The 25971-nt window shown below is 61.8% G+C and carries 22 protein-coding genes and 1 rRNA gene; 9 read left to right on the top strand and 14 right to left on the bottom strand.

The features are described from left to right. Positions 1–5: 5 nt before the first annotated feature. Positions 6–118, top strand: a 5S ribosomal RNA gene (rrf, locus tag ACZ92H_RS21610). A gap of 243 nt (positions 119–361) precedes the next feature. Here the strand turns inward: rrf and dacB are convergent. Further along, entirely contained in the window at positions 362–1870 is a 1509-nt protein-coding gene (gene dacB, locus ACZ92H_RS21605) for a D-alanyl-D-alanine carboxypeptidase/D-alanyl-D-alanine endopeptidase (protein WP_465050853.1), read from the bottom strand. 8 nt (positions 1871–1878) lie between these two features. Then, positions 1879–3117 (bottom strand): nucleoside recognition domain-containing protein, encoded by a 1239-nt coding sequence (locus tag ACZ92H_RS21600; RefSeq protein ID WP_034753725.1) that lies wholly within the window; start codon positions 3115–3117, stop codon positions 1879–1881. A 216-nt stretch (positions 3118–3333) separates the two neighbouring features. Between ACZ92H_RS21600 and ACZ92H_RS21595 the strand changes: the two genes are divergently transcribed. The 4 genes from ACZ92H_RS21595 (at position 3334) to ACZ92H_RS21580 (ending at position 10287) form a co-directional block, all read left to right on the top strand. Continuing rightward, positions 3334–5154, top strand: coding sequence for an ABC transporter substrate-binding protein (locus ACZ92H_RS21595; RefSeq protein WP_465050958.1), 1821 nt, complete (start codon positions 3334–3336; stop codon positions 5152–5154). A gap of 218 nt (positions 5155–5372) precedes the next feature. Further along, complete coding sequence (locus tag ACZ92H_RS21590) at positions 5373–8126, top strand: TonB-dependent receptor (RefSeq protein WP_465050854.1); 2754 nt, start codon at positions 5373–5375, stop codon at positions 8124–8126. 87 nt (positions 8127–8213) lie between these two features. After that, positions 8214–9293, top strand: coding sequence for a S66 peptidase family protein (locus tag ACZ92H_RS21585; protein ID WP_465050855.1), 1080 nt, complete (start codon positions 8214–8216; stop codon positions 9291–9293). Between the two features lie 73 nt (positions 9294–9366). Next, positions 9367–10287 carry a YihY/virulence factor BrkB family protein gene (locus tag ACZ92H_RS21580; protein WP_465050856.1) on the top strand — a complete coding sequence of 307 codons (921 nt, stop codon included), beginning with the start codon at positions 9367–9369 and terminating at the stop codon, positions 10285–10287. 478 nt (positions 10288–10765) lie between these two features. On the opposite strand, the gene ACZ92H_RS21575 is transcribed toward ACZ92H_RS21580, so the two are convergent. The 6 genes from ACZ92H_RS21575 to ACZ92H_RS21550 all read right to left on the bottom strand — a co-directional run bounded on the left by ACZ92H_RS21575 (position 10766) and on the right by ACZ92H_RS21550 (position 17438). Next, a complete protein-coding gene (locus tag ACZ92H_RS21575) occupies positions 10766–11893 on the bottom strand; it encodes an acyl-CoA dehydrogenase family protein (RefSeq protein ID WP_465050857.1) in 1128 nt (375 codons plus the stop codon). Between the two features lie 38 nt (positions 11894–11931). Next, positions 11932–12600, bottom strand: a complete 669-nt coding sequence (locus ACZ92H_RS21570; RefSeq protein ID WP_465050858.1) for an SDR family oxidoreductase — start codon at positions 12598–12600, stop codon at positions 11932–11934. A gap of 71 nt (positions 12601–12671) precedes the next feature. After that, positions 12672–13868: an acetyl-CoA C-acyltransferase gene (locus tag ACZ92H_RS21565; RefSeq protein ID WP_465050859.1), complete on the bottom strand. Its 1197-nt coding sequence runs from the start codon at positions 13866–13868 to the stop codon at positions 12672–12674. After that, entirely contained in the window at positions 13861–15657 is a 1797-nt protein-coding gene (aceK, locus tag ACZ92H_RS21560) for a bifunctional isocitrate dehydrogenase kinase/phosphatase (protein WP_131377993.1), read from the bottom strand. Before aceK ends, ACZ92H_RS21565 begins: the two co-directional genes overlap by 8 nt. Before the next feature lie 52 nt (positions 15658–15709). Next, on the bottom strand, positions 15710–16894 hold the full coding sequence (locus ACZ92H_RS21555; RefSeq protein ID WP_131377995.1) for an isovaleryl-CoA dehydrogenase: 1185 nt from the start codon (positions 16892–16894) through the stop codon (positions 15710–15712). A gap of 139 nt (positions 16895–17033) precedes the next feature. Beyond that, a complete protein-coding gene (locus ACZ92H_RS21550; RefSeq protein WP_086148086.1) occupies positions 17034–17438 on the bottom strand; it encodes a MerR family transcriptional regulator in 405 nt (134 codons plus the stop codon). Between the two features lie 714 nt (positions 17439–18152). Here ACZ92H_RS21550 and ACZ92H_RS21545 point away from each other — a divergent pair. Beyond that, positions 18153–18560 (top strand): hypothetical protein, encoded by a 408-nt coding sequence (locus tag ACZ92H_RS21545; RefSeq protein WP_034753756.1) that lies wholly within the window; start codon positions 18153–18155, stop codon positions 18558–18560. 62 nt (positions 18561–18622) lie between these two features. Here the strand turns inward: ACZ92H_RS21545 and ACZ92H_RS21540 are convergent, their stop codons facing one another. The 6 genes from ACZ92H_RS21540 to ACZ92H_RS21515 form a co-directional block, all read right to left on the bottom strand. Next, positions 18623–19009, bottom strand: coding sequence for a hypothetical protein (locus ACZ92H_RS21540; RefSeq protein ID WP_465052372.1), 387 nt, complete (start codon positions 19007–19009; stop codon positions 18623–18625). 208 nt (positions 19010–19217) lie between these two features. Next, positions 19218–19832: a UbiX family flavin prenyltransferase gene (locus ACZ92H_RS21535; RefSeq protein WP_465050861.1), complete on the bottom strand. Its 615-nt coding sequence runs from the start codon at positions 19830–19832 to the stop codon at positions 19218–19220. Continuing rightward, positions 19825–20136, bottom strand: a complete 312-nt coding sequence (gene grxD, locus ACZ92H_RS21530; RefSeq protein ID WP_034753766.1) for a Grx4 family monothiol glutaredoxin — start codon at positions 20134–20136, stop codon at positions 19825–19827. The genes ACZ92H_RS21535 and grxD overlap by 8 nt, the downstream gene beginning before the upstream one ends. A gap of 105 nt (positions 20137–20241) precedes the next feature. Then, positions 20242–20715, bottom strand: coding sequence for a GNAT family N-acetyltransferase (locus ACZ92H_RS21525; protein ID WP_465050863.1), 474 nt, complete (start codon positions 20713–20715; stop codon positions 20242–20244). 5 nt (positions 20716–20720) lie between these two features. Next, positions 20721–23069: a Tex family protein gene (locus ACZ92H_RS21520; protein WP_131378003.1), complete on the bottom strand. Its 2349-nt coding sequence runs from the start codon at positions 23067–23069 to the stop codon at positions 20721–20723. A gap of 94 nt (positions 23070–23163) precedes the next feature. Then, complete coding sequence (locus tag ACZ92H_RS21515) at positions 23164–23532, bottom strand: hypothetical protein (protein WP_131378005.1); 369 nt, start codon at positions 23530–23532, stop codon at positions 23164–23166. Between the two features lie 192 nt (positions 23533–23724). On the opposite strand from ACZ92H_RS21515, the gene ACZ92H_RS21510 reads away from it, so the two are divergent. Genes ACZ92H_RS21510 through ACZ92H_RS21500 form a run of 3 tightly spaced genes read left to right on the top strand, consistent with a single transcriptional unit; the run spans position 23725 to position 25953 of the window. Continuing rightward, the gene (locus ACZ92H_RS21510; protein ID WP_131378007.1) at positions 23725–24453 is read left to right on the top strand and encodes a secretin and TonB N-terminal domain-containing protein; all 729 of its coding nucleotides are present in this window, start codon (positions 23725–23727) and stop codon (positions 24451–24453) included. Between the two features lie 2 nt (positions 24454–24455). Next, a complete protein-coding gene (locus ACZ92H_RS21505; RefSeq protein WP_131378009.1) occupies positions 24456–25013 on the top strand; it encodes an RNA polymerase sigma factor in 558 nt (185 codons plus the stop codon). Next, positions 25006–25953 (top strand): FecR family protein, encoded by a 948-nt coding sequence (locus ACZ92H_RS21500; protein WP_465050865.1) that lies wholly within the window; start codon positions 25006–25008, stop codon positions 25951–25953. Before ACZ92H_RS21505 ends, ACZ92H_RS21500 begins: the two co-directional genes overlap by 8 nt. Positions 25954–25971 lie beyond the last annotated feature (18 nt).

Raw genomic sequence — 25971 nt, 5'->3', positions numbered from 1 at the left:
TTATGCCTGATGACCATAGCAAGTTGGTCCCACCCCTTCCCATCCCGAACAGGACCGTGAAACAACTTTGCGCCGATGATAGTGCTGCAACCAGTGTGAAAGTAGGTTATCGTCAGGCTTGTTATTCAAAAAAACCCCCATCGGTGATCCGGTGGGGGTTTTTTTACGTCTGGCGGTTGGACGCTGCTGGTACTGTTGGCTTACGCGCGCAGCGCTAAGCCGACCTACGCCGATCCGCCGACCGGCGCTCAGACCCTCGATGGCGCGCGAGGGGGGCTGACCCCGACTGTTCATCAGCTGCCAATGCAACAAACGAAAAAAAGGCAGCGCTGCGCGCTGCCTTTCTGTCTTTGCTGCCCTTTTATTGCCCAGCCATCACCGGCGTGGTGCTGCTCCTGGCGACCCATTCGATCAAGGCATCGACGGCGGCCCGGCCGTTGCCATTACCCACCAGGTCGCTATTGATCATGGCGACCACCACGCACAACTGGTTGTTCGCATCGGGCACGTAGCCGGCGATGGCCACCACATTTTTCAAGGTCCCCGTCTTGATGCGCGCGCGCGCGGCGGCCGGACTATTCAACAGGCGCTTGCGCATGGTGCCGTCGAGGGCGACGATGGGCAGGCTGGACTGGAACTCGGGCGCCCACGGACTGTATTGCATCGCTTGCAGGACACCAGCCAATTGTGCCGGTGCTATGCGTCCCGTGCGTGACAAGCCGGAACCGTTGTCGACCAGCATGCCCTGGGTATTGATATTGTGCCGCTGGAACCATTCCTGGATGACCAGCCGCGCCCGCGTGGCCGTGTCCTCCGGTGCCGCCATGGCGACGGGACGGCTGCCCAGCCAGCCATCGCTTTGCAGGCTGCCCAGGCTCAGGAATAAAGTGCGGGCCAGGGTATTGTCGGACGTCTTGTTGATGTCACGCAGCACTTCCGGCAAGGCGCGCGCCACGTGGTCGGCCAGCATGCGCGTGCCAACGGGTTCTGCCGTGGGCGGCATGCCCGTGCCTGCTGCTTCGCGCACCGTGCCCGTAATCGTGCCGCCCAGGCGTTTCCACGTGGCGCGGAACAGCCGCTCCGCGTAGTCATTGCGGTCAAGCACATTGATGCTGGTGGACTTGCTGCAGTTTTGCGGAAAGGTGCCGTGCAGTATCACCTGCAGCTTGCCGCTGGCATCGCGCCGGTATTCGGGCGGGCGCCAGCCGTCTTCCCACTTGGCACAACTGCCCTTGACGAGCTGCATGTCGCTGCTGATGCTGACATTCTCCAGCGGCGGCTGCATTTGCAAGGTCAGTTGCCGCTCCGTCGAGCTCATGTCGATATCGATCAAGTTGGTGTTCAGCAATAAGGCATCGGGGATGACGTTGTAGCGGAACTCGGCCGACTCATCGAAGGGCGGCGCGCCGATATCGGGCCGGGCCGGCTGGAATAGCTGGCGGTCGAGGATCAGGTCGCCCTTGATCTTGACGATGCCTTGCGTGCGCAGGGTTTGCAGCATGTGCGTCAGCACGTCTGCATTGAAATCCGTGTCCGCGCCGCCGCGCAGGATCAAGTCTCCCTTCAGTACGCCATTGATGACATCGGCGCTGGTGCGCAGCTCCGTGCGGCCGCGGAAGATGGGGCCCAACTGCTCCAGGCCCACGGCCGTCGTCACCAGTTTCATGGTGGAAGCGGGCTGCATGCTGCGCTCGGCGCCATGCGACAGCACGGTGGTGTTGCCACGCAGGACAACGGCACCCATGGCATCTTCCGGGATATTCGCGCTGCGCAGCAGCAGGCTGACGGATTCTGGCAGTTGCGCCTGGGCCAGCGCTGGCACCAGGCCGATGCCAGCGAGCAAGGCAGCGATGAGGACGGGACGGAACATGGCTCTCCTTAGTGGAAAAAGACGTAGGCAACGAAGACGGCCGTGATCACGCCAGCCAGATCGGCGATCAGGCCGGCCGTGATGGCATAGCGCGTCTTGCGGATGCCGACGGAGCCGAAATACAGGGCCACGATATAGAAGGTGGTGTCGGCCGAGCCCTGGAAGACGCAGGCCAGGCGGCCGACAAACGAGTCGACGCCGTAGGTGTTCATGGCATCGATCATCATGGCTTTCGAGCCGGAGCCGCTGAGCGGCTTCATCATGGCTGTCGGCAAGGCGGGCACGAAGTCCGTATTGATGCCCAGGTTGGCGAAGAACCAGTTCATGCCGCTCATCAGGAAATTGAACACGCCCGCGTTGCGGATCACGCTGATGGCCACCAGCATGCCCACCAGGTAGGGAATCACGGTGATCGAGGTCTGGATGCCGCCTTTCGCCCCTTCGATGAAGGCGTCGTACACGTTCACTTTCTTGCGCAGCGCGCCAATAATAAAGATGGCGATCACGCTGATGAGCACCAGGTTGCTGACCACCTTGGAGACCAGCTCGATTTCCTGTTTCGTCAGGTATTGCGTGAAGTACCAGATCATGGCGACGATGGCGCTCGTCATGCCGCCCATCCAGCCCAGCACGACGCGGTTGAGCAGATTGATGCGCTGCTTGATGGACACCGTGATGATGCCGACCATGGTGGCCACATAGGTGGCGATCATGCAGGGAATAAAGATGTCGGACGGATCGGCCGCACCGAGGATGGAGCGCTGCGCCATGATGGCCAGCGGAATCAGGGTCAGGCCCGAGGTGTGCAGCACCAGGAACATGATCTGCGCATTCGTCGCCTCTTCCTTGTTCGGGTTCAAGGTTTGCAGGCTTTCCATGGCTTTTAAACCGAAGGGCGTGGCCGCATTGTCCAGGCCCAGTAGGTTGGCCGAGAAATTCATCACCATGTGGCCCGTCGCCGGATGGTCTTTCGGGATTTCCGGAAAGATGCGCGAAAAGAAGGGCGCGATCACTTTGGCCAGCCAGCCGACGATGCCGGCTTTTTCACCGATGTTCATGATGCCGAGCCACAAGGTCATCACGCCCGCCAGCGGCAGGGCGATATCCATCACGCCCATGCGCGCCGTCTCGAAGGTGCCGTCGATGATGCGCTTGAAGATATCGGTATCGCCGAGAAACAGCCACTGCAGCACTGCGGCCAGGAAGCCAACGAGGAAAAAGCCGGACCAGATGTAATTAAGTGCCATATGCGATCAGTTCTGTGTATCGGGAGTGAAAAATGTCTGCAAACAAAGTATAGGGGCAGCCCGATACGAGTTGATGAAAGAATGCAGCAATCGCATGCCAAAAAGTTATAAGCTGGCAGCCTGTTTTCATTGGCGCCCCATGGCTAGCCCGCGTAGTGTGGGCAAGGCCTGTTCCTTACCTGATTTGTTATTCCTGTCTGCACTGGACCACTGATGATGTTTTTACGCAAAACCGCCTGCGCCGCCGGCCTGGCCCTGTTGACGCTTTTTAATGTAGCAGCCCAGGCCAGCGCCGATGCGGCGCCCGGCGCGGCGGCCCGCGCAGGCAAGACCCTGCATTTGTTTCTCAGCACCAGCGAGACGGGCCTGGACCCGGCCGTGGCGTCGGACCTGGCGAGCCTGAATCTGATGGAAAACATCTTCGACCCGCTGTTGCGCTATGACTATCTGGCGCGCCCGGTGCAGTTGCAGGGCAATACGGCGCGCGGCCTGCCGACGGTGGAAGACGGTGGTCGCACGTATCTCTTTCACTTGCAGCCCGGCATTTTCTTTACCCCGGATCCCGCTTTTAAAGGCCAGCCGCGCGAAGTGACGGCGCAGGATTATGTCTACAGCCTGACGCGGCTGTATGACCCGGCCCTGAAGTCGCCGTGGCTGTTCTTGCTGGAAGACAAGCTGGTGGGCGATGCGGCCCTGAAAGCCAAATTCAGCTACGACACGCCGATCGCCGGCCTGCAGGCGCTGGACAAATACACCTTGCGCATCCGTCTCAACGGCGTCGACCCGAATTTCCTGTTTTACTTGGCCATGCCGGCGACGGGCGTGGTGGCGCGCGAAGTGGCCGAAGCGTATCGGGCGCCGGGCCAGATCGGCAACCATCCCGTCGGCACGGGACCGTTCATGGTGAAGGAATGGAAACGCAGCGACAAGATCGTGCTGCAGGCCAACCCGACCTTCCGCCCCACGGTCTTCCATACGGATGCCAAGGCGCTGGCCGCCCTGCCGCCCGACGCGCGCACCATCGCCGCCGCGCTGGAAGGCCAGCGCCTGCCCCTGGTCGAGCGCATCGAGGTGCGCATCGTCGAGGAATATCAGTCGCGCATGCTGGGTTTCCTGAAGGGCGAATTTGATTACCTGGAGCAAGTGCCCGAATCGATGACGGACATGGTGCTGGTCAATGGCGGCCTGAAGCCGGAATTGGCTGCCAAGGGCTTGCAGCTGACGCGCTTTCCCGTGCTGCAGACGTATTACATGTGGATGAACATGGACGACCCGGTGCTAGGTGGCACTACCAAGGACAAGCTGGCCCTGCGGCGCGCCATCGCCCTCAGCTACAACAGCCGCGAAGATATCGCCTTGCTCAAAAAAGGGCTGGCCTTGCCGGCGCAATCGCCGCTGCCACCCAATGTGCTGGGCTACGACAAGAACTATCGCAGCCCCGTTGCCTACGATCCGGCGCTGGCGCGCGCCCTGCTGGACCGTTTCGGCTACAAGGCGGGGACCGATGGTTTCCGTACCCAGCCCGACGGCACGCCCTTGGTGCTGACCATGCATACGGAGCCGAGCACGGTGGGACGCTTGCGCGATGAGCTGTGGCGCCGCAACCTGAACGCCATCGGCCTGCGCGTGGAATTTAAAAGCGACAAGAAGACGGAAATCATCAAGGCCTCGCGCCTGGGCAAGGTGCAGATGTTCGAGACCAATTGGATCGCGGACTTCCCCGACGGTGATAACTTTATGCAATTGTTGTATGGTGGCAACGTTGGCCGCGCCAACTATGCCCGCTTCAACTTGCCCGATTACAATAAACGCTATGAGGAGGCGCGCCTGCTATCCGATACGCCGCGCCGACGCAGTCTGTACTTCGACCTGTTTCAGCTGATCCACGCTTACACGCCGTGGGTGCTGCTGACACATCCCATCTCTGCCGATCTGCAACAACCGTGGCTAAAAAACTACAGGCGCCACCCCGTGGAATTCACGTCCTGGCGCTACCTGGACGTCGATACCGCCAAGGGTAGCCCCGCAGGCAAGTGACCATGCAGGTGAAAAGGGCATTCATTCCAAAAAGTTATGGTTAGGAAAGCATTTTTCATTGGCTGGCGGCTCGGGCATCGCGCTACTCTGAAAATGAAAACAAATAAAGTCATGCGCAAATGTCATAAAAAAATGTACCGCGAGACAGACAACTGCGACGTGAAAAAACAGCCTGACTTGATAACTCAAGTTTCGATTGCCCAACAAGGAGAAGACCTGTGAAATTGAAAAAGCTAGCGCAGTTGGTGGCATTGATGGGGGTGGTGGGGCCGGTGATGGCGCAGGAAGCGGCGGCGCCAGCGCTGCAGCGGGTTGAAGTCACGGGCAGCAGCATCAAGCGCGTGGCCAAGGAAGGTGCGCTGCCGGTGCAAGTCATCACCTTTGACCAGATCGAAAAACAGGGCATCACGACGACCGAGCAACTGGTGCGCACCTTGTCGGCGAATGGCACGGGCGCCGATAACATGACGTCGGGTAACAACGTCTTTGGCGCCGATGCGGACCGGGTCAGCGGCGGCGCTTCGTTCGCCTCGCTGCGCGGCCTGGGGCCGTCGAGCACCCTGGTGCTGCTGAACGGGCGCCGCATCGCCACGCACGGCGCCAGCGGCAAGTCGGTCGATTTGAATTCGATACCGCTGGGTGCAATTTCGCGGGTGGAAATTCTCAAGGATGGCGCCTCGGCCATCTACGGCACGGACGCCATCGGCGGCGTGATCAACTTCATCCTGAAAACCAACTACAGTGGCGTGGAAGCATCCGTTTCCACCAATGACACGCAGGCCGGCGGTGGCGCCACGCGTCGCGCCTCGCTGTTGGCGGGCACGGGCTCGCTGGAAGAAGACCGCTACAACATCATGGCCAGCCTGACCGTCGACAAGGCCCAGCGCCTGAACGGCAGTGACCGCTCCTTCGTCAACGGCTTCCAGCCGGAACGGGGCTTGTCGCCCGATACCACGGGCACGCCATATGCGAATCAATTGTCGGGCGCCGGCACGGCGCTGGGCGCCTCGTTCCAGCTGCCTGGCGATCCGAATAAATATTTGCAAGCCAATCCGCTGAGCTTCCAGGGCAAGTGCGACACCATCCCCGGCATGTCGCAATACCAGACGGAACTGTGGAAAGACGTCACCTCGCCACTGCGCACCAAGTACTCGTGCGCGTATGACTATGGCGCCGACTACGTGCTGCAATTCCCCGTCGAGCGGGCCAATTTCCTGTCGCGCGGCACCTTGCAGCTGGCGCCCGACCACCGCATGTTTGTCGAAGTGCTCGGTTCGCGCACCAAGGCCACGGCCATCCTGACACCGATGCAGGTGCAGGCGACGATCGCCAACAAGGCCGTGTATCCGGTCGGCGGTGCCTACTACCAGGACTTGTCGGCCTACATTCCCACGTTCGACAATACCAAGCCGATTTCCTACAAGTGGCGCGCCAATGACGTGGGCAACCGTACCCAGGAAAACACCACCGACAATGCCCGCGTGCTGGTGGGTTTCGAGGGCAATTTCGGCAAGTGGGATTACAAGGCCGGCATTTCGCGCGCCGAAAGCAGCACCAAGACCAAGCTGACGGACGGTTATTCCTACACGGACAAGCTGTATGCGGCGCTGGCCACGGGCATCATCAACCCGTGGGTGGGGCCGGGCCAGAGCCAGACGGATGCGGCCAAGCAATTGATCGAATCGACCAAGTTCCGAGGCAACTTCCAGCATGGCAAAACGACCCTGACGCAGATCGACGGCTCCGTTTCGGGCGAGCTGTTCCAGTTGCCGGCCGGTGCGCTGGCCGTGGCGGCCGGTTTTGATTTCCGCCGTGAAGGCTACAACTTTGCGCAAGACGTCGACGCCACACAGATTCTGCTGGCGCCAGGCAATGCTGCATTGAACAACGCCAGCCGTACCGTCAAGGCCGTGTATGCCGAACTGCTGGTGCCGGTCATGAAAGACCTGGAAATGCAACTGGCCATCCGCCGCGACGATTACAGCCTGGTGGGCGCGACCACCAATCCGAAAGTGGCCTTCCGCTACCAGCCGGCCGACTTCCTGCTGTTCCGCGGTTCGGCCAGCAAAGGCTTCCTCGCACCAAGTTTCCAGCAGCTGTATTCGGGGTCGCTGAGCCAGGAATTGCCGAATGGCGTGATCGACCAGGAAGGCTGCGCCAAGCATCCAGGCGTACCCGAGTACTGCGCCATCGATCGCCTCGACTACAAGACAGGCGGCAACACCAACTTGAAGCCGGAAACGTCGAAACAGGGTAGCGTGGGTATCGTGATCGAACCGTTCAAGGGATACTCGGCATCGTTCGACTACTGGGCCATCAATACCAAGGACCGCATCCTGAACCGCACGCCGCAAATCGTGCTGGCCAATTATCAGGCGCTGAGCCAATACATCATCCGCAAACCGGACGGCACCATCGACTATGTGCAGGCGGGCTGGATCAATGCGGCAGGCAGCCGCGTGCGCGGGCTGGATGTGGGCCTGCGCGGCGAAGGCAAGGTCAATGACGTGAAATGGACGGCGACCCTGGATGGCACCTACATGGACAGCTTCAAGTTTGCCGAATACCAGGGCCAGGAATACCAGGAACTGGTCGGCAAGTTTTACACGCGCGATCTGTATCTGCGCTGGAAACACAATGCCAGCTTTGGCGTGTCGCGCGGCGACTGGAGCGGCTTGCTGATCCAGAGTTTTTCGTCCGGCTACAAGGACCAGGTGCCGAACGGCGGCAAGGGCACGCCGCCGCCGGGCTTCAATCCGGACGTCTCCAGCTACACCACGTATAACTTGTCGGGCACCTATACGGGCTTTAAAAATACCACCATCACCGTGGGTATTCAGAACCTGTTCGACCGCGATCCACCTTTTACGGCGCACAACGTGGATGAAGTGGTGGGCGCCGGCTGGGACCCGCGCGTGGCCGACCCGCGTGGCCGTTCGCTGTCGTTCCAGCTGAAGTACAAGTTCATGTAAGGCGGCGATGCCGGCGGCAACATCGCCGGCATGCTACTCTCAGCGGCGGCGCCTGGCGCCGCCGTTTTTATTCCAAGAAAGGACCGCATGTCCAGTCAGACCAATCTCAGCCGGCGCCGCTTCGGCGGCATGCTGGCCGCCACTGTAGGGGCGGCAGGCACACCGGCGTGGGCGGCGGCCGCGCAAGGGAAGGGCAAACGCATGCAACAGCACCATCCATTGATCAAACCGGCGCGCCTGGGCCAGGGCGACCGGGTCGCCATTCTCGCGCCCGGCGGTTTTACGGACGACGACGCCATCGCCAAGGCCGTGCGCAATATCGAATCGCTGGGCCTGCGCGCCAGCCTGGGCGCCAACATCCGCGCCGTGCATGGCAACTATGCGGGCACGGTGCAGCAGCGCCTCGATGACTTGCATGCGGCCTTCGCCGACCCCGAGGTCAAGGCCATCTGGGCGATTCGCGGCGGCTCCGGCTGCATCTCGCTGCTGGCGCTGCTCGACTATGCCTTGATCCGCCGCAACCCGAAGGTGCTGATCGGCTATTCCGACATCACGGCCCTGCACCTGGCCATCGGCAGCCAGACGGGCCTGGTGACCTTCCACGGCCCTGTGGCCTCCTCGACATTTTCCGACTATACGGTGACGCAGCTGAAAAATGTGCTGATGACGCCGCAAGACAGTTATACGATCCCGATGGCGCTGGAGAACCATCGCCGCGCGCAGACGGACGATAACTTTGCCATCCGCACCGTGCACGGCGGCCAAGCCACGGGGCGCTTGACGGGCGGCAACCTGTGCCTGGTCAGCGCGCTGGCCGGCACGCCGTATGCGGCCGATTTCCGCGAACGCATCCTGTTCCTGGAAGAAATCAATGAAGTGCCGTACCGCATCGACAGGATGCTGTGCCAGCTCGACCTGTCCATCGGCTTCAAGCACGCTGCGGCATTGATGCTGGGCATTTTCGAGCATTGCGAGGCGGCCGAGGGCGATACTTCGCTGACCTTGAACGAGACGCTGGACCAGCACCTGCAACCCTTGAGCGTGCCAGCCGTCAGCGGCTATTCCTTCGGTCACATCCGCCACCAGTTCACCCTTCCCATGGGCATCCTGGCGACCCTGGATGCGGAGCGGCAAACCTTGACCTTGCTGGAAGCGGCGGTCACGTAGTCTGTTCGTTCGCGCACGGCGCGGCGCGGCGATTATCAGTATGCTAGGAGCATGTGCGGCAAGGCATGGGGCCATGTCGGCATCCTTGAACGGTTTTCCCATGATTAACCGCCGCGCCAGCGCCTACATTCTCAGCCACCCGCTGGCCTTCGTGCTGCAGGTGCTGAAGGGCTTCCGCGCCAACCAGGGCTTGCTGCTGGCTGGCGCCGTCGCGTATTACTCGCTGCTCTCCATCGTGCCCCTGCTGATGCTGGTGGTGGTGGCCCTGTCGCACGTGATCGCGCAGGACGAGTTGCTGCAAACCATAGGCCATTACCTGGAATGGCTGGTGCCGGGCCAGTCGAAGGCCATCGTGGCGGAAGTCGCGCATTTCCTCAACAACCGGGGCGTGATCGGCTGGCTGCTGCTGCTGACCATGCTGTTTTTCAGTTCGCTGGCGTTCACGGTGCTGGAAAACGCCATGAGCGTGATTTTTGTGCACCGTGTGGCCATCCGCCGCCGCCATTTCCTCATCTCCGCTGTCTTGCCTTACTGCTACATCCTGTGCCTGGGCGTGGGCATCCTGCTGATCACCCTGGTGGCGGGCGGCTTGCAGGTGATGAGCGAGGAAAGCGTGCGCTTCCTGCGCCACGACTGGGGCCTGGAAGGCGTGTCCGGCGTGCTGCTGTATTTGCTGGGGCTGACGGGAGAGATCCTCGTGCTCAGCTCGATTTACCTGGTCATGCCCGTGGGGCGGCTGTCGATCACGCATGCGCTGATCGGCGGCGTGACGGCGGCCCTGCTGTGGGAAATCGCCCGCCATGTGCTGGTCTGGTATTTTTCCACCCTGTCGCAGGTGAACGTGGTGTACGGTTCGATGACGACGGCCATCGTCGTCATGTTCAGCCTGGAAATCGGGGCCACCTTGCTGCTGCTGGGCGCGCAGGTGATTTCCGAATACGAAAGAGTGGCGCGGGGTGGCGAAGAAGACAAGCCGCTGGCGCTAAGGACTTGATTTTAAATGGTTGTTGCATTGCACAAAAGGCTGTGCTATACTCCGTTCAGTGATTGAGATTTGCTTGCAAATAGTCTCACTATCCAGGCTCAGCGCGGCGACCGACAGGTGTAATGTCGATGGCGTGACAGTGCGAAAGCGTGGATTTTGTAATTCCGGATACGTTGGTCGATTTACACTTGGAGTCACCATGCAGATAGCATGGGAGTCCGAAAATCAGGAGGCACTTTGCAGATAGCACTGGCGTCCATGACACGATTAAAGCATTGGTAATACATTGGAACAAGCCCGCGTTTTAGCGGGCTTTTTTTCGTCTGTGGCTGGCGCGTTGAGCAACCTACTGCGCAGCCCGCTCTCGACTCGGCGTTACTCGCCGTACTTCAGTACGGCTGCGTTACTCAAGCCGATATCGAGCTTGCTCGCTATGGTTGCTCAAGGCGCCGAGACTTTTACCGCTTCACGCGCCTTCGTTCCTTGCTTATAAAGCTCTGGCGATGAGTATCTTCTGAATATCGCTGGTGCCCTCGTAAATCTGGCACACGCGCACGTCGCGGTAGATGCGCTCGACGGGGAAGTCGGACACGTAACCGTAGCCGCCGTGCACCTGGATGGCGTCCGAGCACACTTTTTCCGCCATTTCCGACGCAAACAGCTTGGCCATCGCCGCTTCCTTTAAACACGGCAAGCCCGCATCCTTCATGGCTGCCGCATGGCGGATGAGCTGGCGTGCCGCTTCGATCTGCGTCGCCATGTCGGCCAGGCGGAATTGCACGGCCTGGTGTTCATAGATGGGCTTGCCAAAACTTTCCCGCTCGCGCGCATAGCTCAGGGCTGCTTCATACGCGGCGCGCGCCATGCCCACGGCTTGCGAAGCGATGCCGATGCGTCCCCCTTCCAGGCCGGACAGGGCGATCTTGTAGCCTTGGCCCTCTTCGCCGATCAGGTTTTGCGCCGGGGTGCGGCAGTTCTCGAAGAGGATCTGCGCCGTGTCCGACGAGTGTTGCCCCATCTTCTGTTCCAGGCCCGCGACGATGTAGCCGGGCGTGTTCGTCGGCACCCAGAAGGCGCTGATGCCGCGCTTGCCGGCCGCCTTGTCCGTGACGGCCATGACGATGGCCACGTCCGCATACTTGCCGCTGGTAATGAACTGCTTGGTGCCGCTGATCACGTACTCGTCACCCTCGCGGGTGGCCGTGGTGCGCAGGGCCGAGGCGTCGCTGCCCGTGTGCGGTTCCGTCAGGCAAAATGCGCCCAGCATGGTGCCCTGTGCCAGGGGGCGCAGCCATTGTTCCTTTTGCGCGTCGTTGGCGTACATCATGGCGATGCTGCAGACCGGGCAATTGTTGACGGAAATGATGGTCGACGTGCCGCCATCGCCAGCGGCGATTTCTTCCAGCACCAGGGCCAGCGACACGTAGTCGAGGCCTGCCCCGCCCAGCGCTTCCGGCACGGCCACGCCAAAGGCGCCCAGCGCGGCCAGTTCCTGCAACTCTTCTTTGGGGAAATGATGTTCCTTGTCCCAGCGGGCCGCGTTGGGCGCCAGGCGCTCGCGCGAAAAACTGCGCAGCGCTTCCTGGATCATCGTTTGTTCTTCATTGAGTATCATGGGACGTCGTCTCGTAATTTTTATAGTGTCTGGTGGAATTACCAGGCGATGGGCTTGCCATCGTAGTTGCGGAACACGGCCTTGTCCGTGGCCGGCAGGCTGGCCAGGGTGGCGCGGATGCCGGCGGCGCTTTCCTCCGGCGACAGGTCGGCGCCGGCGCCGCCCATGTCCGTGCGCACCCAGCCCGGGTGGAAGGCCACGCAGCTGACGCCTTGCGGGCCGTGCACGAGGGATGTGTCGATCAGCACGGAATTCAAGGCTGCCTTGCTGGCGCGGTACAGCGAACCGCTGGGGTTGCCCCGTTCGCTCAGGGAACCCATGTGCGAGGACAGTACGGCGAGTTTCCCTTTTGCATTTGCCACCAGCGGCGCCAGGATCGGCAGCAGGCGCATGGCGGCCAGCACGTTGGTGTGCATGACGGTATCGAAATCTTCCTGCGAGGGAAAACCGTCGTGGCGCGGGCCGTAGACGCCCGCGTTGAGGATGGCCACGTCGAGTTTTTCATCGTCGAGCTTCCAGCCCAGGCCGGCGCAGCCTTCCACGTCCGTCACGTCCAGCTGGTGCGCTTCGGCGCCCAGTTGCTTCAGTGTCTCGCAAGCGTCTTGTGTGCGGGCCGTGGCGATGACGCGCCAGCCATCGTGGCGGTATTGACGCACCATTTCGTGGCCGATGCCGCGCGAGGCGCCGATGATCAATGCGGTAGGCATATCTTTTCTCCCTGAAAATAAAATGAAGGCGCGCACCGTGAATGCGGTGCGCGCCCGTGCTCAGGAGTAGCTTATACCAGTTCGATTGCCATCGCCGTCGCTTCGCCGCCGCCGATGCACAGGGCGGCCACGCCGCGCTTGCCGCCGGTTTTTTTCAGGGCGCCCAGCAGGGTGACGATGATGCGCGCGCCCGAGGCGCCGATCGGATGGCCCAGCGCGCACGCGCCGCCATGGATGTTGATCTTGCTGTGCGGGATGTCCAGGTCGTGCATGGCCGCCATCGGCACGGCGGCGAACGCTTCATTGATCTCGAACAAGTCCACTGTGCTGCTGCTCCACCCCGTTTTTGCGTAGAGTTTTTTCACGGCGCCGATGGGGGCCGTGGTGAATTCGTTTGGCGCCTGCGCGTGCGTGGCGTGGCCATGGATTTTCGCGATGACGGTGCAACCCAGTTTTTTCGCCGTCGATTCGCGCATCAGCACGAGGGCGGCCGCGCCATCGTTGATGGACGAGGAGGAGGCGGCCGTGATGGTGCCATCCTTCTTGAAAGCCGCTTTCAAGGTGGGGATCTTTTCCAGGCGGGCCTTTTGCGGGCCTTCGTCGATGCTGACGACGGTGTCGCCGCCGCGCCCGGAGACGGTGACGGGCACGATTTCCCATGCGAAGCTGCCATCCTTGGTGGCGGCTTGCGCGCGTTTCACGGATTCGATGGCAAACGCGTCCTGCGCTTCGCGCGTGAACGCGTACTGGCTGGCGCACTCTTCGGCAAACGTGCCCATCGAGCGGGCATTGCCCTTTTCATCGCGGCTGTAGGCATCTTCCAGGCCATCCATCATCATGTGGTCATAGATCATGCCGTGGCCGATGCGGTAGCCGCCGCGTGCCTTCGGCACCAGGTAGGGGGCATTGGTCATCGATTCCATGCCGCCCGCCACCACCACGTCGGCGCTGCCGGCGAGCAAGGTGTCATGCGCGAACATGGTCGTCTGCATGGCCGAGCCGCACATTTTCGACAGGGTGACGGCGCCGGTGGAGTCCGGCAAGCCGGCCTTGCGCAAGGCTTGGCGGGCGGGTGCCTGCCCCTGGCCAGCCATCAGGCAATTGCCGAAATACACCTGCTCGACGGCATCCGGCGCGATGCCGGCGCGTTCGACGGCGGCGCGGATGGCCACGGCGCCCAGGTCGCTGGCGGTGACGTTGGCAAAATCGCCCTGGAAGGCGCCCATGGGGGTGCGCGCGGCACCGACGATTACGACTGGATCATTCATGGTGGATCTCCGGTAAGTGTGGGGAGGGATGACAGAAACGGATGTGCTGCGGATACGGAAAGACGTCCTCGATATGGCCGTCGAGGATGCGCTGCTTGCGCGCCTGCCAGTAGGCGGCCGTCAGCAGGTCGGCGTGGTGCTGCATGAAGTGCGTGCGGATGCGGGGATTGCCCAGCAGGAAGCTGCCGAATTGTTCGGGAAACACATCGTGCTTGCCGATGGGATACCACGGTTCGGCCGACATTTCTTCCTCCTCCGTACGCGCTTGCGGGATGACGCGGAACTGGCAATCGGTGATGTACTCGATTTCATCGTAATCGTAAAAAACGACACGCTGATGACGCGTCACGCCAAAGTTTTTGTACAGCATGTCGCCGGGAAAAATATTCGCGGCCACCAGCTCCTTGATGGCGTTGCCGTACTCGACGATCCCATGTTCCACCAGGTCGTCGCGGCCCGCTTTTTCGGCATTGCTCAGCCACATGTTCAGCGGCACCATGCGCCGCTCGATGTACAGGTGGCGGAGGATGATTTGCTCTTTATCTTCTTCGACCAGCGAGGGGGCGAAATGTTTCAGCTCGGCCAGTAGTTCATCGCTGAAGCGGGCGCGGGGAAAGGCCACGTTGGAATACTCGAGCGTGTCGGCCATGCGGCCCACCCGGTCGTGGTACTTCACCAGCAGGTACTTTTCCTTGATCTGCGCGCGCGTAGTCTCCTTCGGTGCTGGATAGAAATCCTTGATCACCTTGAACACGTACGGAAATGACGGCAGGGCGAATACCAGCATCACCAGGCCGCGGATGCCGGGGGCAATTTCAAAGTGGTCCGAGGAATGTTTTAAATGCTGCAGGTAGTCGCGGTAAAACAGCGTCTTGCCCTGTTTTTGCAGGCCCAGTATCGTATAAATTTCGCTGCGCGGTTTGCGCGGCAGCAAGCTGCGCAGGAATTGCACATAGGCCGACGGCACTTCCATATCGACCAGGAAATACGCGCGGGTAAACGAGAACAGCATGGCGATCTGCTGGTGTTCGAACAGCACCGTGTCGAGCACCAGCTTGCCATGGCGGTTGTGCAGGATGGGCACGACGAACGGATATTCACGGTTGCCATTGATGCCCTTGCCCACCAGGTAAGCTCCCTTGTTGCGGTAGAACAAACTGGTCAAGACCTGGAGCTGGTGGTTCGGCTCCAGCGGCTCGCCGCCGAACAGCTGCTGCAAGCGGGTCTCGACCTGGGCTACGTCGCGCTCGAGGTCGGCAAAGGCGCAGTCCAGCTGGCAATCGGTGACGATGCGCTGCAGGGTGATCCGCAAGCCATCCTGTCCCGGGTAATACACGCGGTAGGTGGGCACCAGTTCTTCCGTCTCGATGTATTCCGTGGAGACGACGGGGCGTACGAAAATGTAATCGTTGTGGAAATAGGTGCGGTGCAGGATGTTGCAGCAGACGGAATTGAAGAAGGTTTCCGCCAGTTCCGGCTGCTTGTGGCCGCTCAGCATGCCGATGTAATGGAGCTTCAGTTCGCGCCATACGTCGTCGCTTAACTCCGACTCTTCGTACTCATCTTCCAGCATCTGCACGCATTCCTGCACGCGCTGGTCATAAAATCCGATGCGTTCGCGGGCCGCCTGCTGCGCCGCGGCCCAGGCGCCCTGCTCGAAATACTGCCGCGCCTGCTGGCTGGTGGCGCGGAATAGCCGGTAATGCTTGTCAAAGCCTTCGCGGATGGTGCGCGCGATATCGAATGCAATCTGGGAAGAAAGCAATTTGGGGAAGGCAATGTGCGTCATGTGTCTGCTCGCATTGAAAGCTCATCACCAGTCGATATCCGCGCGCCCGTGCTTACTTGGTCTCGGCAAACAATTCACGGCCGATCAGCATGCGGCGGATTTCGCTGGTCCCGGCGCCGATTTCGTACAGCTTGGCATCGCGCCACAGGCGGCCGGCCGGATACTCGTTGATGTAGCCGTTGCCGCCCAGTGCCTGGATCGCTTCGCCTGCCATCCACGTCGCCTTCTCCGCACTATACAGAATGGCGCCGGCCGCATCCTTGCGCAGCTGGCGCACGGCTTCCGGCGTCGTGGCGCGGTCGCAGGCCTGGCCCACGGCATACACGTAGGCCTTGCACGCCATCATGGTCGAATACATGTCGGCCAGTTTGCCCTGCATCAACTGGAATTCACCGATGGCCTGGCCGAACTGCTTGCGTTCGTGCACGTAGGGCACGACCAGGTCCATGCAGGCCTGCATGATGCCCAGCGGACCGCCGGACAGCACGGTGCGTTCGAAGTCGAGGCCCGACATCAGCACATTGACGCCCTTGCCCAGGCCGCCCAGCACGTTTTCGGCCGGCACTTCGCAATCCTGGAACACCAGTTCGCCCGTGTGCGAGCCGCGCATGCCCAGCTTGTCGAGTTTTTGCGCGATGGAAAAGCCCTTGAAATTCTTTTCGATCAGGAAGGCTGTCATGCCGCGCGGGCCTGCTTCCAGGTCGTTCTTCGCATACACCACCAGCACGTCCGCGTCGGGGCCGTTGGTGATCCACATCTTGGTGCCGTTCAAGACCCAGCGGTCGCCCTTGAAGTCGGCGCGCAGCTTCATGCTGACGACGTCCGAACCGGCGTTCGGCTCGGACATGGCGAGGGCGCCGATGTGTTCGCCTGTAATCAGTTTCGGCAGATACTTGGCTTTTTGCTCGGCCGTGCCGTTGCGCTTGATCTGGTTGACGCACAGGTTCGAGTGGGCGCCGTAGGACAGGCCGACGGAGGCCGAGGCGCGCGAGATTTCTTCCATGGCGATGATGTGCGCCAGGTAGCCCATGCCGGCGCCGCCGTATTCTTCGCTGACGGTGATGCCGAGCAAGCCCATGTCGCCCATCTTGCGCCACAGGTCCATGGGGAACTGGTCGCTGCGGTCGATCTCGGCCGCGCGCGGCGCGATTTCGGCGGCGGCAAATTGTTGAATCGCTTCGCGCAGGGAGGCGATGTCTTCGCCGTGGTCAAAGGTCAAGCCTGGGAGATGGAGCATGTCGTCCTCGTCGTCGTTATAGTGTGGCGGTCATGGATGCCGGGTCAATAAAGCTATGATACTCAGTTGTGACGTTTACGTAAACGTAAAGTGAAACGCGTAAAACGAAGGGGGCGCGGCAGGCGCCCGCCGCGCCTGCCTAGTTTGTTTGCGCCTGATCAAGGTTCAAGTCCGCCAGCATGCGCGCGCACGCTTCTTCGTGCGAACTGATTTCCGCCAGTGCCATTTCGATATCGATGCGCTGCTGCTCCAGGGTCTGGCGGTGCTGCGCCAGCACGCCCAGGAAGCGGTCCATCTGCGCCCGCGTGTCCTTCGGCGACTCATACATGTCGACCAGGCTCTTGATTTCCGACAGCGCCAGGCCCAGCCGCTTGCCGCGCAGGGTGAGTTTCAAGCGGGTGCGGTCGCGCGGCGTGTAGACACGGTTGCGTCCGCCCGCGCCCTCGCGTTTCGGACTCAGCAAACCCTGGTCTTCATAAAAGCGGATGGCGCGTGCCGTGATGTCGAATTCCCGCGCCAGTTCGGTAATGGTATAGGTCGTCATGGGTGCGGGCGGTGTCGGTTGCATGGGTGGTCGGTAGAAAGATGGGGCGCTGCAAGGCAGGCTGGACGGCAAAGTGCCGTTTACGTCAACGTCAACTGTATTGTAGCGTGCCTGGCCTATGCTGCAATAAAGAAAAATGCGCTGAAAAAGCGGCAATTTGGCGATTCAGGCAACAGTTACTGAAAATAAATTGATTCTTCTGGCACAAACACGCTTAAGATCGAGAGTTGGTGGCCGACATGACACCAAAAAGAGCTTTCTTGGCGTAACGGCGACATTTTTTTCGCTACGATGGGAGTAAAATTTTTGCGGCCTGGTTTTTGCCATCGGGCACGCTCAAAAAACAACGTTTCACTATGAGAACATTGGCGTATTTGTTTCTATATTGAAAACAAAATGGCGCTTCTGAAAACTTTGTCTATAAGAAATTGTATGACATGAGCATTGCGCTATTCGGTAGAGGCGGGCATTATCCGATACCGTACGTTGTAATGCCAAACCGAGGCTTTGAATCGTGCTGCAGTGCGAAAATCAAGGCTAGCCGCGAATTTGACCCGAAGCCACGCAGGATAACAAGAGAAAATTCGGCCCAGCTTTTCGTCTGAAAAGCCCTGCCGGAGTGTTAATTGTTAATTAATGCATTTTTCAAATGTAACAATCTGTATGGTCATTCAAGAAACTGACTTTCATGTTACAACATGAAATAGTACACCTATGAATTCTTCTAACGAACGCGAAAGCTTCAGCCAGCGACTTCAGTTGGCTCTCAAAAACGCCCATTATTCTCCAGACAGCCCGACCAGACTGGCCCGGGAATTCAATATCCGTTTCGACGGGCGTCCGATTACCGTGCATGCTGCTAGGAAATGGTTAGTAGGTGAAGCAATTCCGACGCAAGAGAAATTGCGCATGATTGCCCAATGGTTGGGCGTGCCTGCGGAATGGCTGCGGTTTGGCGGTCCGGAAAGCGCCACGCCGAATGGTGAAGCGGGCAGCGCCTTGTCGCGTTTTGAGTCTGCCGATGTGAAATTAATTGCCGATTTGCAAAGATTAGATGAACATCATCGTCAAATCGCGCGTGAATTTATTCGCATGCTGGTCAGGGTCAACTACCAAAAGTAATCCATCAGGCCTCGCCAGGCCGGCGCTGTCCGCTTTTCGCTGGCGGCGTATCTCCTGTTCTTTTATTTGCGCAGAGTCATACTGGAGACATGATTTTGCCGCACAATAAGACCTCGCATGTTGCGCTGCAGCGGAATTATTTGACAATAATCCTGCCTGCAGCGGCGCAGCGGCCAATAGCAGCGCATAATCACATCAGAAGCAGCCAGTTCATCCACTACGGAGCCGAGCATTTGAGCCGTCTTATGAAAAGTAACTACAGCAATACCGCGCAGCTGAAGGACTTGATGACCGTGCCCCCCATGACTGCCGCGCAACATGCGGAAGTGATGCGCAAACGGATCGCCCACCGCAGGATGGTTGAAGAAGCCAGGGATCTGAAGCAGGCCAGTGCTCACCAGTTCGACAAGCGGTGAGGATGCCTGACCGAAGCTGCTGCGCGTCGGCATAGCTAGCCTGCAATGCTCACCGTACCAGAGTACGGTTGTGCTTCTCGGCCACAAATCGCTGCCGCTCGCTACGCTTTTGTCAGGCATCGTGACGCCAGTGCGTTGGTGAAGCCAACTACAGGGTAAGGGTGACAGCAGTCGTGGGCCTTGTTGTCAGGCATCGCAGCTCACATAGTCACGCAGCTCACGTCGTTATGCACGCAGTGACTTAGTTGGTTGCTGACTGGTCCGGATTTTTCAAACCATTCCACCGCGGTGCCAGGCCGTGCTCGATGCCGAGCAGGTCGATGACGCGCGCTACCGTATGGTCGACCATTTCCACGATGCTTTGGGGATGGTGATAAAAGCTGGGCAATGGCGGGAAGATGATGCCGCCCATTTCCGTCACGGCCGTCATATTGCGCAGGTGCGCCAGGTTGAACGGGGTTTCGCGCACCATCAGAATCAGGCGGCGTCGCTCCTTGAGCACCACGTCGGCGGCCCGCGTGATCAAGTTATCCGACAAGCCATGGGCCACGGCCGCCAGGGTCTTCATCGAGCACGGCGCCACGACCATCCCTTCCGACTGGAACGAACCGCTGGCGATCGACGCGCCGATGTCGCGCAGCTTGTGCACCACGTGCGCCTGCGCTTCGATATCCTTGCGCCCCACGCCCGTTTCCTGGTGCAGGGTCAGCACGGCCGCATCGGACAAGACCAGATGCGTCTCGACGCCGGGGATGGCGCCGAGCAATTGCAGCAGCCGCAAGCCATACACGGCGCCCGTGGCGCCCGTGATGGCCACGACGATACGCCGTGGCCGCTGCGCTGGGTGATCAGGCATCCAGCAGGGACTTCAGTTCGCCCGATTCAAACATTTCATTCATGATATCGGAACCACCGATGAACTCGCCTTTGACATACAGCTGTGGAATGGTTGGCCAGTTCGAGTAATCCTTGATGCCCTGGCGCACTTCCGGGTCGTCCAGCACGTTGACGGTGGCGATGTTTTCCACGCCGCACGCTTTCAGGATCTGGATGGCGCGGCCGGAAAAGCCGCACTGCGGGAACTGGGCCGTGCCCTTCATGAACAGCACGACGGGCGTGTTCGTCACGGTTTCTTTGATCCAGGTTTGTACGTCGCTCATAGCTGCCTCTGATGGGTAAATAAATAGATGGCGTCATTTTATAAGAAAACGCCGCCACGGGTATGCGCTCAGGTCATAAATCGGGCAAGCCAGCCACGCTGATGCCTACAAGAGCTTACCCAGGCAGGCCGATTGCGCGGCGCCCACGTATTTTCCCCAGGCGGCAACCGGGGCATAGCCATGCCTGGCATAAAACGCCAGTGCCCGGAGATTCGCCACGCGGGTCGACAGGTACAGCCGCGCATAGCCGTGACAGCGCGCCTGCGCCTCCACATGCGCCAGCAGCGCCGCGCCCGCGCCGGCGCTGCCGGGACGCGCATACATGCGCTTGAGTTCCGCCGTGGAACTGCCTGCCTCGCCATCGAGCGGGCGCAGGGCGGCGCAGCCCTGCAGTGCACCGGCGGCGTCGCGGGCAAGATAAAAGCCGCCGCGCGGCGTGGCCGCCTCCACGTCGAACGAGGAACGGCCACTGTCGCCATTGATGCGCAGCAGCACGCTTGACAATTCATCGAGCAGCAGCCGGGCATCCACGCCGGCCGCGTCCGCAGCCAGGATGGTGATGCCCCGCCCGGCGGCCATGCCGCTTAACCGCGCAGCTTGGCGAACGCGGCGGCCATGCTGCCCGCCGGTTCCGGCGCATTGCGCGACTGCGACTGGTGCTGCGCCATGCTGCGGCGGTCGTTGCGGTCGCCGCGCTGCTCGGGCTTGCTGCCCGCCTGCGGCGCGCTGTCCGTCAGGCGCATGGTCAGGGCGATGCGCTTGCGTTTCTCGTCCACTTCCAGCACCTTCACGCGCACGACTTGTCCCGCCTTCACCACCGTGTGCGGATCCTTCACGAAGGTGTTCGACAGGGCCGAGATATGCACCAGGCCATCCTGGTGCACGCCGATGTCGACGAAGGCGCCAAAGGCGGCCACGTTGGTGACCACGCCCTCTAAAATCATGTCCGGGCGCAGGTCGCGGATTTCTTCCACGCCTTCCTTGAAGGTGGCCGTCGTAAATTCCGGACGTGGGTCGCGGCCCGGCTTTTCCAGTTCCTTCAAGATGTCGGAGATGGTCGGCACGCCGAAGGTGTCATCCGCGTACTTGGCGGGGCTGAGGGTTTTCAGCAGCGCCGTTTCGCCGATGACGGCCTTGATGTCTTTCTTGATATCGGCCAGGATCTTTTCCACCAGCGGATACGATTCCGGGTGGACGGCCGAGGCGTCCAGCGGGTTTTCGCCGCCCATCACGCGCAGGAAGCCGGCCGCCTGTTCGTAGGTCTTGTCGCCCAGGCGCGGCACGGCTTTCAGGGCCGCGCGCGAAGTGAACGCGCCCTTCATGTCGCGGTAGGTGACGATGCTTTGCGCCACGCTGGCCGACAGGCCAGAGACACGCGCCAGCAGGGGCGCGGAGGCCGTGTTCACGTCCACGCCCACGGCGTTCACGCAATCTTCCACCACGGCATCGAGCGAGCGGGCCAGCTGGCTTTGGCTCACGTCGTGCTGGTACTGGCCCACGCCGATGGATTTCGGGTCGATTTTCACCAGTTCGGCCAGCGGGTCTTGCAGGCGGCGGGCGATCGAGACGGCGCCGCGCAGGGACACGTCCATGTCCGGCAACTCTTTCGAGGCGAATTCGGACGCCGAATACACCGACGCGCCCGCTTCCGAGACGACGATCTTCGTCATCTTCGCTTCCGGGTGCTGCTTGATCAAGTCTTGCGCCAATTTATCCGTCTCGCGCGAGGCGGTGCCGTTGCCGATGGAAATGAGCGACACATTGTGCTTGGCGGCCAAGCGGCCCAGCGTGTGCAGGGAACCGTCCCAGTCATTCTTCGGCTGGTGCGGGTAGATCACGGCCGTGTCGACCACCTTGCCGGTGGCATCGACGACGGCCACTTTCACGCCCGTGCGCAGGCCGGGATCGAGGCCCATGGTGGCGCGCTGGCCGGCCGGCGCGGCCAGCAGCAGCGCTTTCAGATTGGTGGCGAAGACGTTGATGGCGTCGAGTTCCGAGCGTTCGCGCAGCGCGCCCATCAGTTCCGTTTCCAGGTGCATGAAGCTTTTCACGCGCCAGGTCCAGCGCGCCGTGTCGCCCAGCCATTTGTCGGCCGGACGGCCTTGTTGCTTGATGCCGAAGCGGGCGGCGATGCGGCCTTCGCACGGGTTGTGCGGCGCATCCCATTTCGGTTTTTCCGCTTCCGTGTCCAGGCGCAGGGTGACGTCGAGGATGCCTTCGCGGCGGCCGCGCAGCAGCGCCAGCGCGCGGTGCGAGGGGACAGTGGAAATGGTTTCCGAGTAATCGAAATAATCGGCGAATTTTTCGCCTTCGTCCTGCTTGCCTTCCACCACTTTCGATTCCACGATGCCGTGTTCCTGCACGTATTCGCGCAGGGTTTGCAGCAAGGTCGCATCTTCGGCGAAACGCTCCATCAGGATCTGGCGGGCGCCGTCGAGGGCCGCCTTGGTGTCGGCCACGCCCGGGTTGTTGCCGTCGGCACTCGTAAACGCTTCGCGCAGGAACTTGCCCGCTTCCATTTCCGGCGTCAGCTCGGGATTGTCCAGCAAGCCGTCGGCCAGCGGCATCAGGCCCGCTTCGATGGCGATCTGCGCCTTCGTGCGGCGCTTTTGCTTGTAGGGCAGATACAAGTCTTCCAGGCGCGTCTTGTCTTCCGCGTGCATGACGGCGTCGAGCAGCTCGGGCGTCATCTTGTTCTGTTCCGTGATCGAGGCCACGATGGCGGCGCGCCGCTCTTCCAGCTCGCGCAGGTAGCGCAAGCGCTCTTCCAGCAGGCGCAGCTGGATATCGTCGAGGCCGCCGGTCGCTTCCTTGCGGTAACGGGCGATGAAGGGCACGGTGGCGCCTTCGTCGAGCAGTTCGATGGCGGCGGCAACCTGCACCGGTTTGGCGGCAAGTTCAAGGGCAAGGCGTTGTTCGATAGTGGGCAGCATGGTTGTTTCCAGAGCGATCAAGCCTGGAATGATACGCAATCGGCGCGATTGCGCAATCTTGACAGCGCAAATGGACTGTGCGTTGACAACCGCGTCAACGGGGCGGCAGCAGCGGGCTGGCGGGCGCCGTCGGCGGCGGGCGCTGCGGCGTGACGGATTTGCCAAAGGCATTGCCCATGCGGTGTTCCAGCGCGGCGCGGTTGTACAAGCCCATCTGGTTCGACGGCCGCCGCAGATTCGTTTCCGCCGTCGACAGGGCGGGCGGCGGCCGGGTGGCGAGGTCGCCCGCCGGCAGTAATTTTTCATTCAGACAAGACATCGATTGCACGCGCCGGCCCGCGCTGTCGACGGCCGTGCAGCCGCTATCCGTTTTCTCCGGCGTGACGATGACGACATGCTCGTCCGCCTGCGCGGGCAGGGCGGCGCAAGCGCAAAACAAGACAGTCAAGAACAGGCGCGCCATGCTGGCTCCCGCGGCGGTTAAATGAAGGGCCAGCATAGCAGGCGCATGTGTCGCGGCGATGACACACGCCGGCCGGCCAGCTGGCCGCATGTCATGCAGTTGTCATTTTGCGAAGCTACTATCTTGCCATTCTGCAGGCAACATTGCAGACAAGACACTTCCTATGCAGGCTCTCGTTGATTTCCCTGGAAAATGACACGAACCCACCGCCGCACCGCAACGGGCAATGCCCTGGCCTTGTCCGCCTGTTTGCTGATGACATTGATGACGTTCGTGCGTCCGGCCGCCAGCGCGGATGCCGGCGATGCCGGCGCGCCAGCGACCGTGCGCTTCGACTTGCCCGCGCAGCCGCTCGATGCGGCGCTGGTGGTGTTTGGCGAAATGACGGGCTATTCCGTGCTGGTCAGCAGCCAGCTGGCTGCGGGCCGCATGGCCTCGCCCGTGCGCGGCGAGTACACGCCGGCCGAAGCGCTGCAGCATTTGCTGGCCGGCACGCAGCTGGGCGCGCGCTTCAGCGGCAGCAATGCGTTTACTTTGCTGGCGCTGGCCGCCGAGCCGTCAGCAGCGGCCGCCGCGCCAAGCGTGCCCGTGGCCGCCGCGCCCGCGCTGCAAGCGTACGCGGCCGTGTTGCAGCGGTCGCTCACGCGCGCCCTGTGCCGCTTGCATCCCGACGCTTTCGGCCGCTACCGCCTGGCCTTCCAGCTGTGGCTCGATGAACGGGGCAAGGTGCGCGACGTGCACGTGCTCGAACCGAGCGGCGTGGCGCAGCGCGACCGCGCCGTGCAGCAGCGCCTGCGCAGCCTGCTGATGGATGGCGCGCCGCCCGCGGGCTTGCCGCAGCCGCTGACGATCCTGCTGACGCCGCGGCCCGATCCGGGCGCCGATTGCGCGCCGTATCTCGCTCTGGCCGGGGCGCCTTGAGCATGCCGGAATTGCTGAAATCCACCTTGCGCAAGCTGTTCCTGGAACGCTACGGACAGTTTCGCCGCCACCTGCAGCGCCGCCTGGGCTCGGAAGACCTGGCGAATGACGCCTTGCATGAAACGTATCTGCGCGTGGAAAAAATGACTGCGCCCGAAGCCATCAGCTACCCGTCCGCCTACCTGATGCGCATCGCCATCAACATCGCGGAAGACCAGCGGCGCGACAATGCGCGTTTGCTCAGCCTGCCGGATATCGACGATCTTTACGAGATGGCCGACGAGCTGGCCGACCCGGCCCGCACCTTCAGCGCGCGCGCGGAGATCGAGGAGCTGGAACGGGCCCTGCAGGAATTGCCGAAGCGCCGGCGCGCCATCGTCATCGCCGCCCGCGTCGATCAATTGCCGCACCGCGACATCGCCGAGCGTTTCGGCATTTCCGCCCGCACGGTCGAGAAGGAATTGCGCGCCGGACTGGAACACTGCTGCGAGCGCATGGGCCGCGATTTCATCCAGCGCTTCGGTCCCGGGGCGGGAAAAACGTCTAAACATCATGATTGAACAAGCGGAAGACGACATGGGTGTCATCCAGAAGGAAGCGCAGGCGTGGGTCGTGCGCCTGGCCTCGGGCCAGGTCAGCGAACGCGACGCGCAAGTGTTTCGCCACTGGTGCGCGCGCAGCCGCGCGCACGCGACGGCATTTGCCGAGGCGCGCGCCGTGTGGGGCGCCATGGCGCCGGCCGCGCGCGCCGTCAAGCGGGCGCAGCAGCCCGTGAACAGGGCGCGGCGCGCCTGGCTGGGCGGCGCCGTGGCCGCCTCGCTGGGCTTGCTGGTGCTGCGTCCGCCCACGGACTTGTGGCCGGACGTGGCGGGCCTGGGCGCCGACTACGCCACCGGCACGGGCGAGCAGCGCGAAGTGGCGCTCGATGGCGGCGTGCTGGTGCAGATGAACACGCAGACGCGCCTCGACGCGGCGCCCGTGCAGGACGGCACGGCGGCGCTGGTGCTGCTGGCCGGCGAGGCGGAATTCCAGGCGGGCCTGCGCGGTGCGGCGCGCCTGCGCGTGCAGGCCGGCGACGGCAGCGTCTCGGCCGGCAGCGCGCGTTTCAATATCCGGCTGTTCGGCCAGGAAGTGTGCGTGACGTGCCTGGCGGGACGCCTGCGCGTGGCGCAGAACGGCAATGACGCGGAACTGGCCGCCGGCGAGCAGCTGCGCTACCGGCCCGCGCATTTTGGCATCACGCGCGCGGTGCGGGCGGGCGAGGTCAGCGCCTGGCGCCAGCGCCTGCTGGTGTTCAAGCAAAGCACCCTGGCCGAGGTGGTGGATGAGGTGAACCGCTACCGTCCCGGCAAGCTGATCTTGAACAGCGACGCGCTGGGCAAGACCCGCGTGCAGGCCAGCTTTTCGCTGGACCGCCTCGATGACGTGATCGCCCTGATCCAGGATGCGTATGGCGCGCGCGTGACGCGCCTGCCGGGCGGCATCGTGCTGTTCGGCTAGCGATGCACGCCGACGGCG

Source organism: Janthinobacterium foliorum (genome assembly GCF_978021625.1).
The sequence above is the reverse complement of the archived record's forward strand: the minus strand, read 5'-3'. Positions and strand labels throughout refer to the sequence as shown.

Excerpts from the sequence above, each read along its gene's own strand:
- ACZ92H_RS21575 (WP_465050857.1), bottom strand. The coding sequence starts at position 11,893 with ATGATACTCAATGAAGAACAAACGATGATCCAGGAAGCGCTGCGCAGT.
- ACZ92H_RS21555 (WP_131377995.1), bottom strand. The coding sequence starts at position 16,894 with ATGCTCCATCTCCCAGGCTTGACCTTTGACCACGGCGAAGACATCGCC.
- ACZ92H_RS21510 (WP_131378007.1), top strand. The coding sequence starts at position 23,725 with ATGACACGAACCCACCGCCGCACCGCAACGGGCAATGCCCTGGCCTTG.
- ACZ92H_RS21525 (WP_465050863.1), bottom strand. The coding sequence starts at position 20,715 with ATGGCCGCCGGGCGGGGCATCACCATCCTGGCTGCGGACGCGGCCGGC.
- grxD (WP_034753766.1), bottom strand. The coding sequence starts at position 20,136 with ATGAGCGACGTACAAACCTGGATCAAAGAAACCGTGACGAACACGCCC.
- ACZ92H_RS21565 (WP_465050859.1), bottom strand. The coding sequence starts at position 13,868 with ATGAATGATCCAGTCGTAATCGTCGGTGCCGCGCGCACCCCCATGGGC.
- ACZ92H_RS21570 (WP_465050858.1), bottom strand. The coding sequence starts at position 12,600 with ATGCCTACCGCATTGATCATCGGCGCCTCGCGCGGCATCGGCCACGAA.
- ACZ92H_RS21535 (WP_465050861.1), bottom strand. The coding sequence starts at position 19,832 with ATGCCTGATCACCCAGCGCAGCGGCCACGGCGTATCGTCGTGGCCATC.
- ACZ92H_RS21550 (WP_086148086.1), bottom strand. The coding sequence starts at position 17,438 with ATGACGACCTATACCATTACCGAACTGGCGCGGGAATTCGACATCACG.
- ACZ92H_RS21595 (WP_465050958.1), top strand. The coding sequence starts at position 3,334 with ATGTTTTTACGCAAAACCGCCTGCGCCGCCGGCCTGGCCCTGTTGACG.
- ACZ92H_RS21500 (WP_465050865.1), top strand. The coding sequence starts at position 25,006 with ATGATTGAACAAGCGGAAGACGACATGGGTGTCATCCAGAAGGAAGCG.
- aceK (WP_131377993.1), bottom strand. The coding sequence starts at position 15,657 with ATGACGCACATTGCCTTCCCCAAATTGCTTTCTTCCCAGATTGCATTC.
- ACZ92H_RS21585 (WP_465050855.1), top strand. The coding sequence starts at position 8,214 with ATGTCCAGTCAGACCAATCTCAGCCGGCGCCGCTTCGGCGGCATGCTG.
- ACZ92H_RS21545 (WP_034753756.1), top strand. The coding sequence starts at position 18,153 with ATGAATTCTTCTAACGAACGCGAAAGCTTCAGCCAGCGACTTCAGTTG.
- ACZ92H_RS21520 (WP_131378003.1), bottom strand. The coding sequence starts at position 23,069 with ATGCTGCCCACTATCGAACAACGCCTTGCCCTTGAACTTGCCGCCAAA.
- ACZ92H_RS21580 (WP_465050856.1), top strand. The coding sequence starts at position 9,367 with ATGTCGGCATCCTTGAACGGTTTTCCCATGATTAACCGCCGCGCCAGC.
- ACZ92H_RS21515 (WP_131378005.1), bottom strand. The coding sequence starts at position 23,532 with ATGGCGCGCCTGTTCTTGACTGTCTTGTTTTGCGCTTGCGCCGCCCTG.
- dacB (WP_465050853.1), bottom strand. The coding sequence starts at position 1,870 with ATGTTCCGTCCCGTCCTCATCGCTGCCTTGCTCGCTGGCATCGGCCTG.
- ACZ92H_RS21600 (WP_034753725.1), bottom strand. The coding sequence starts at position 3,117 with ATGGCACTTAATTACATCTGGTCCGGCTTTTTCCTCGTTGGCTTCCTG.
- ACZ92H_RS21540 (WP_465052372.1), bottom strand. The coding sequence starts at position 19,009 with ATGCCGACGCGCAGCAGCTTCGGTCAGGCATCCTCACCGCTTGTCGAA.
- ACZ92H_RS21505 (WP_131378009.1), top strand. The coding sequence starts at position 24,456 with ATGCCGGAATTGCTGAAATCCACCTTGCGCAAGCTGTTCCTGGAACGC.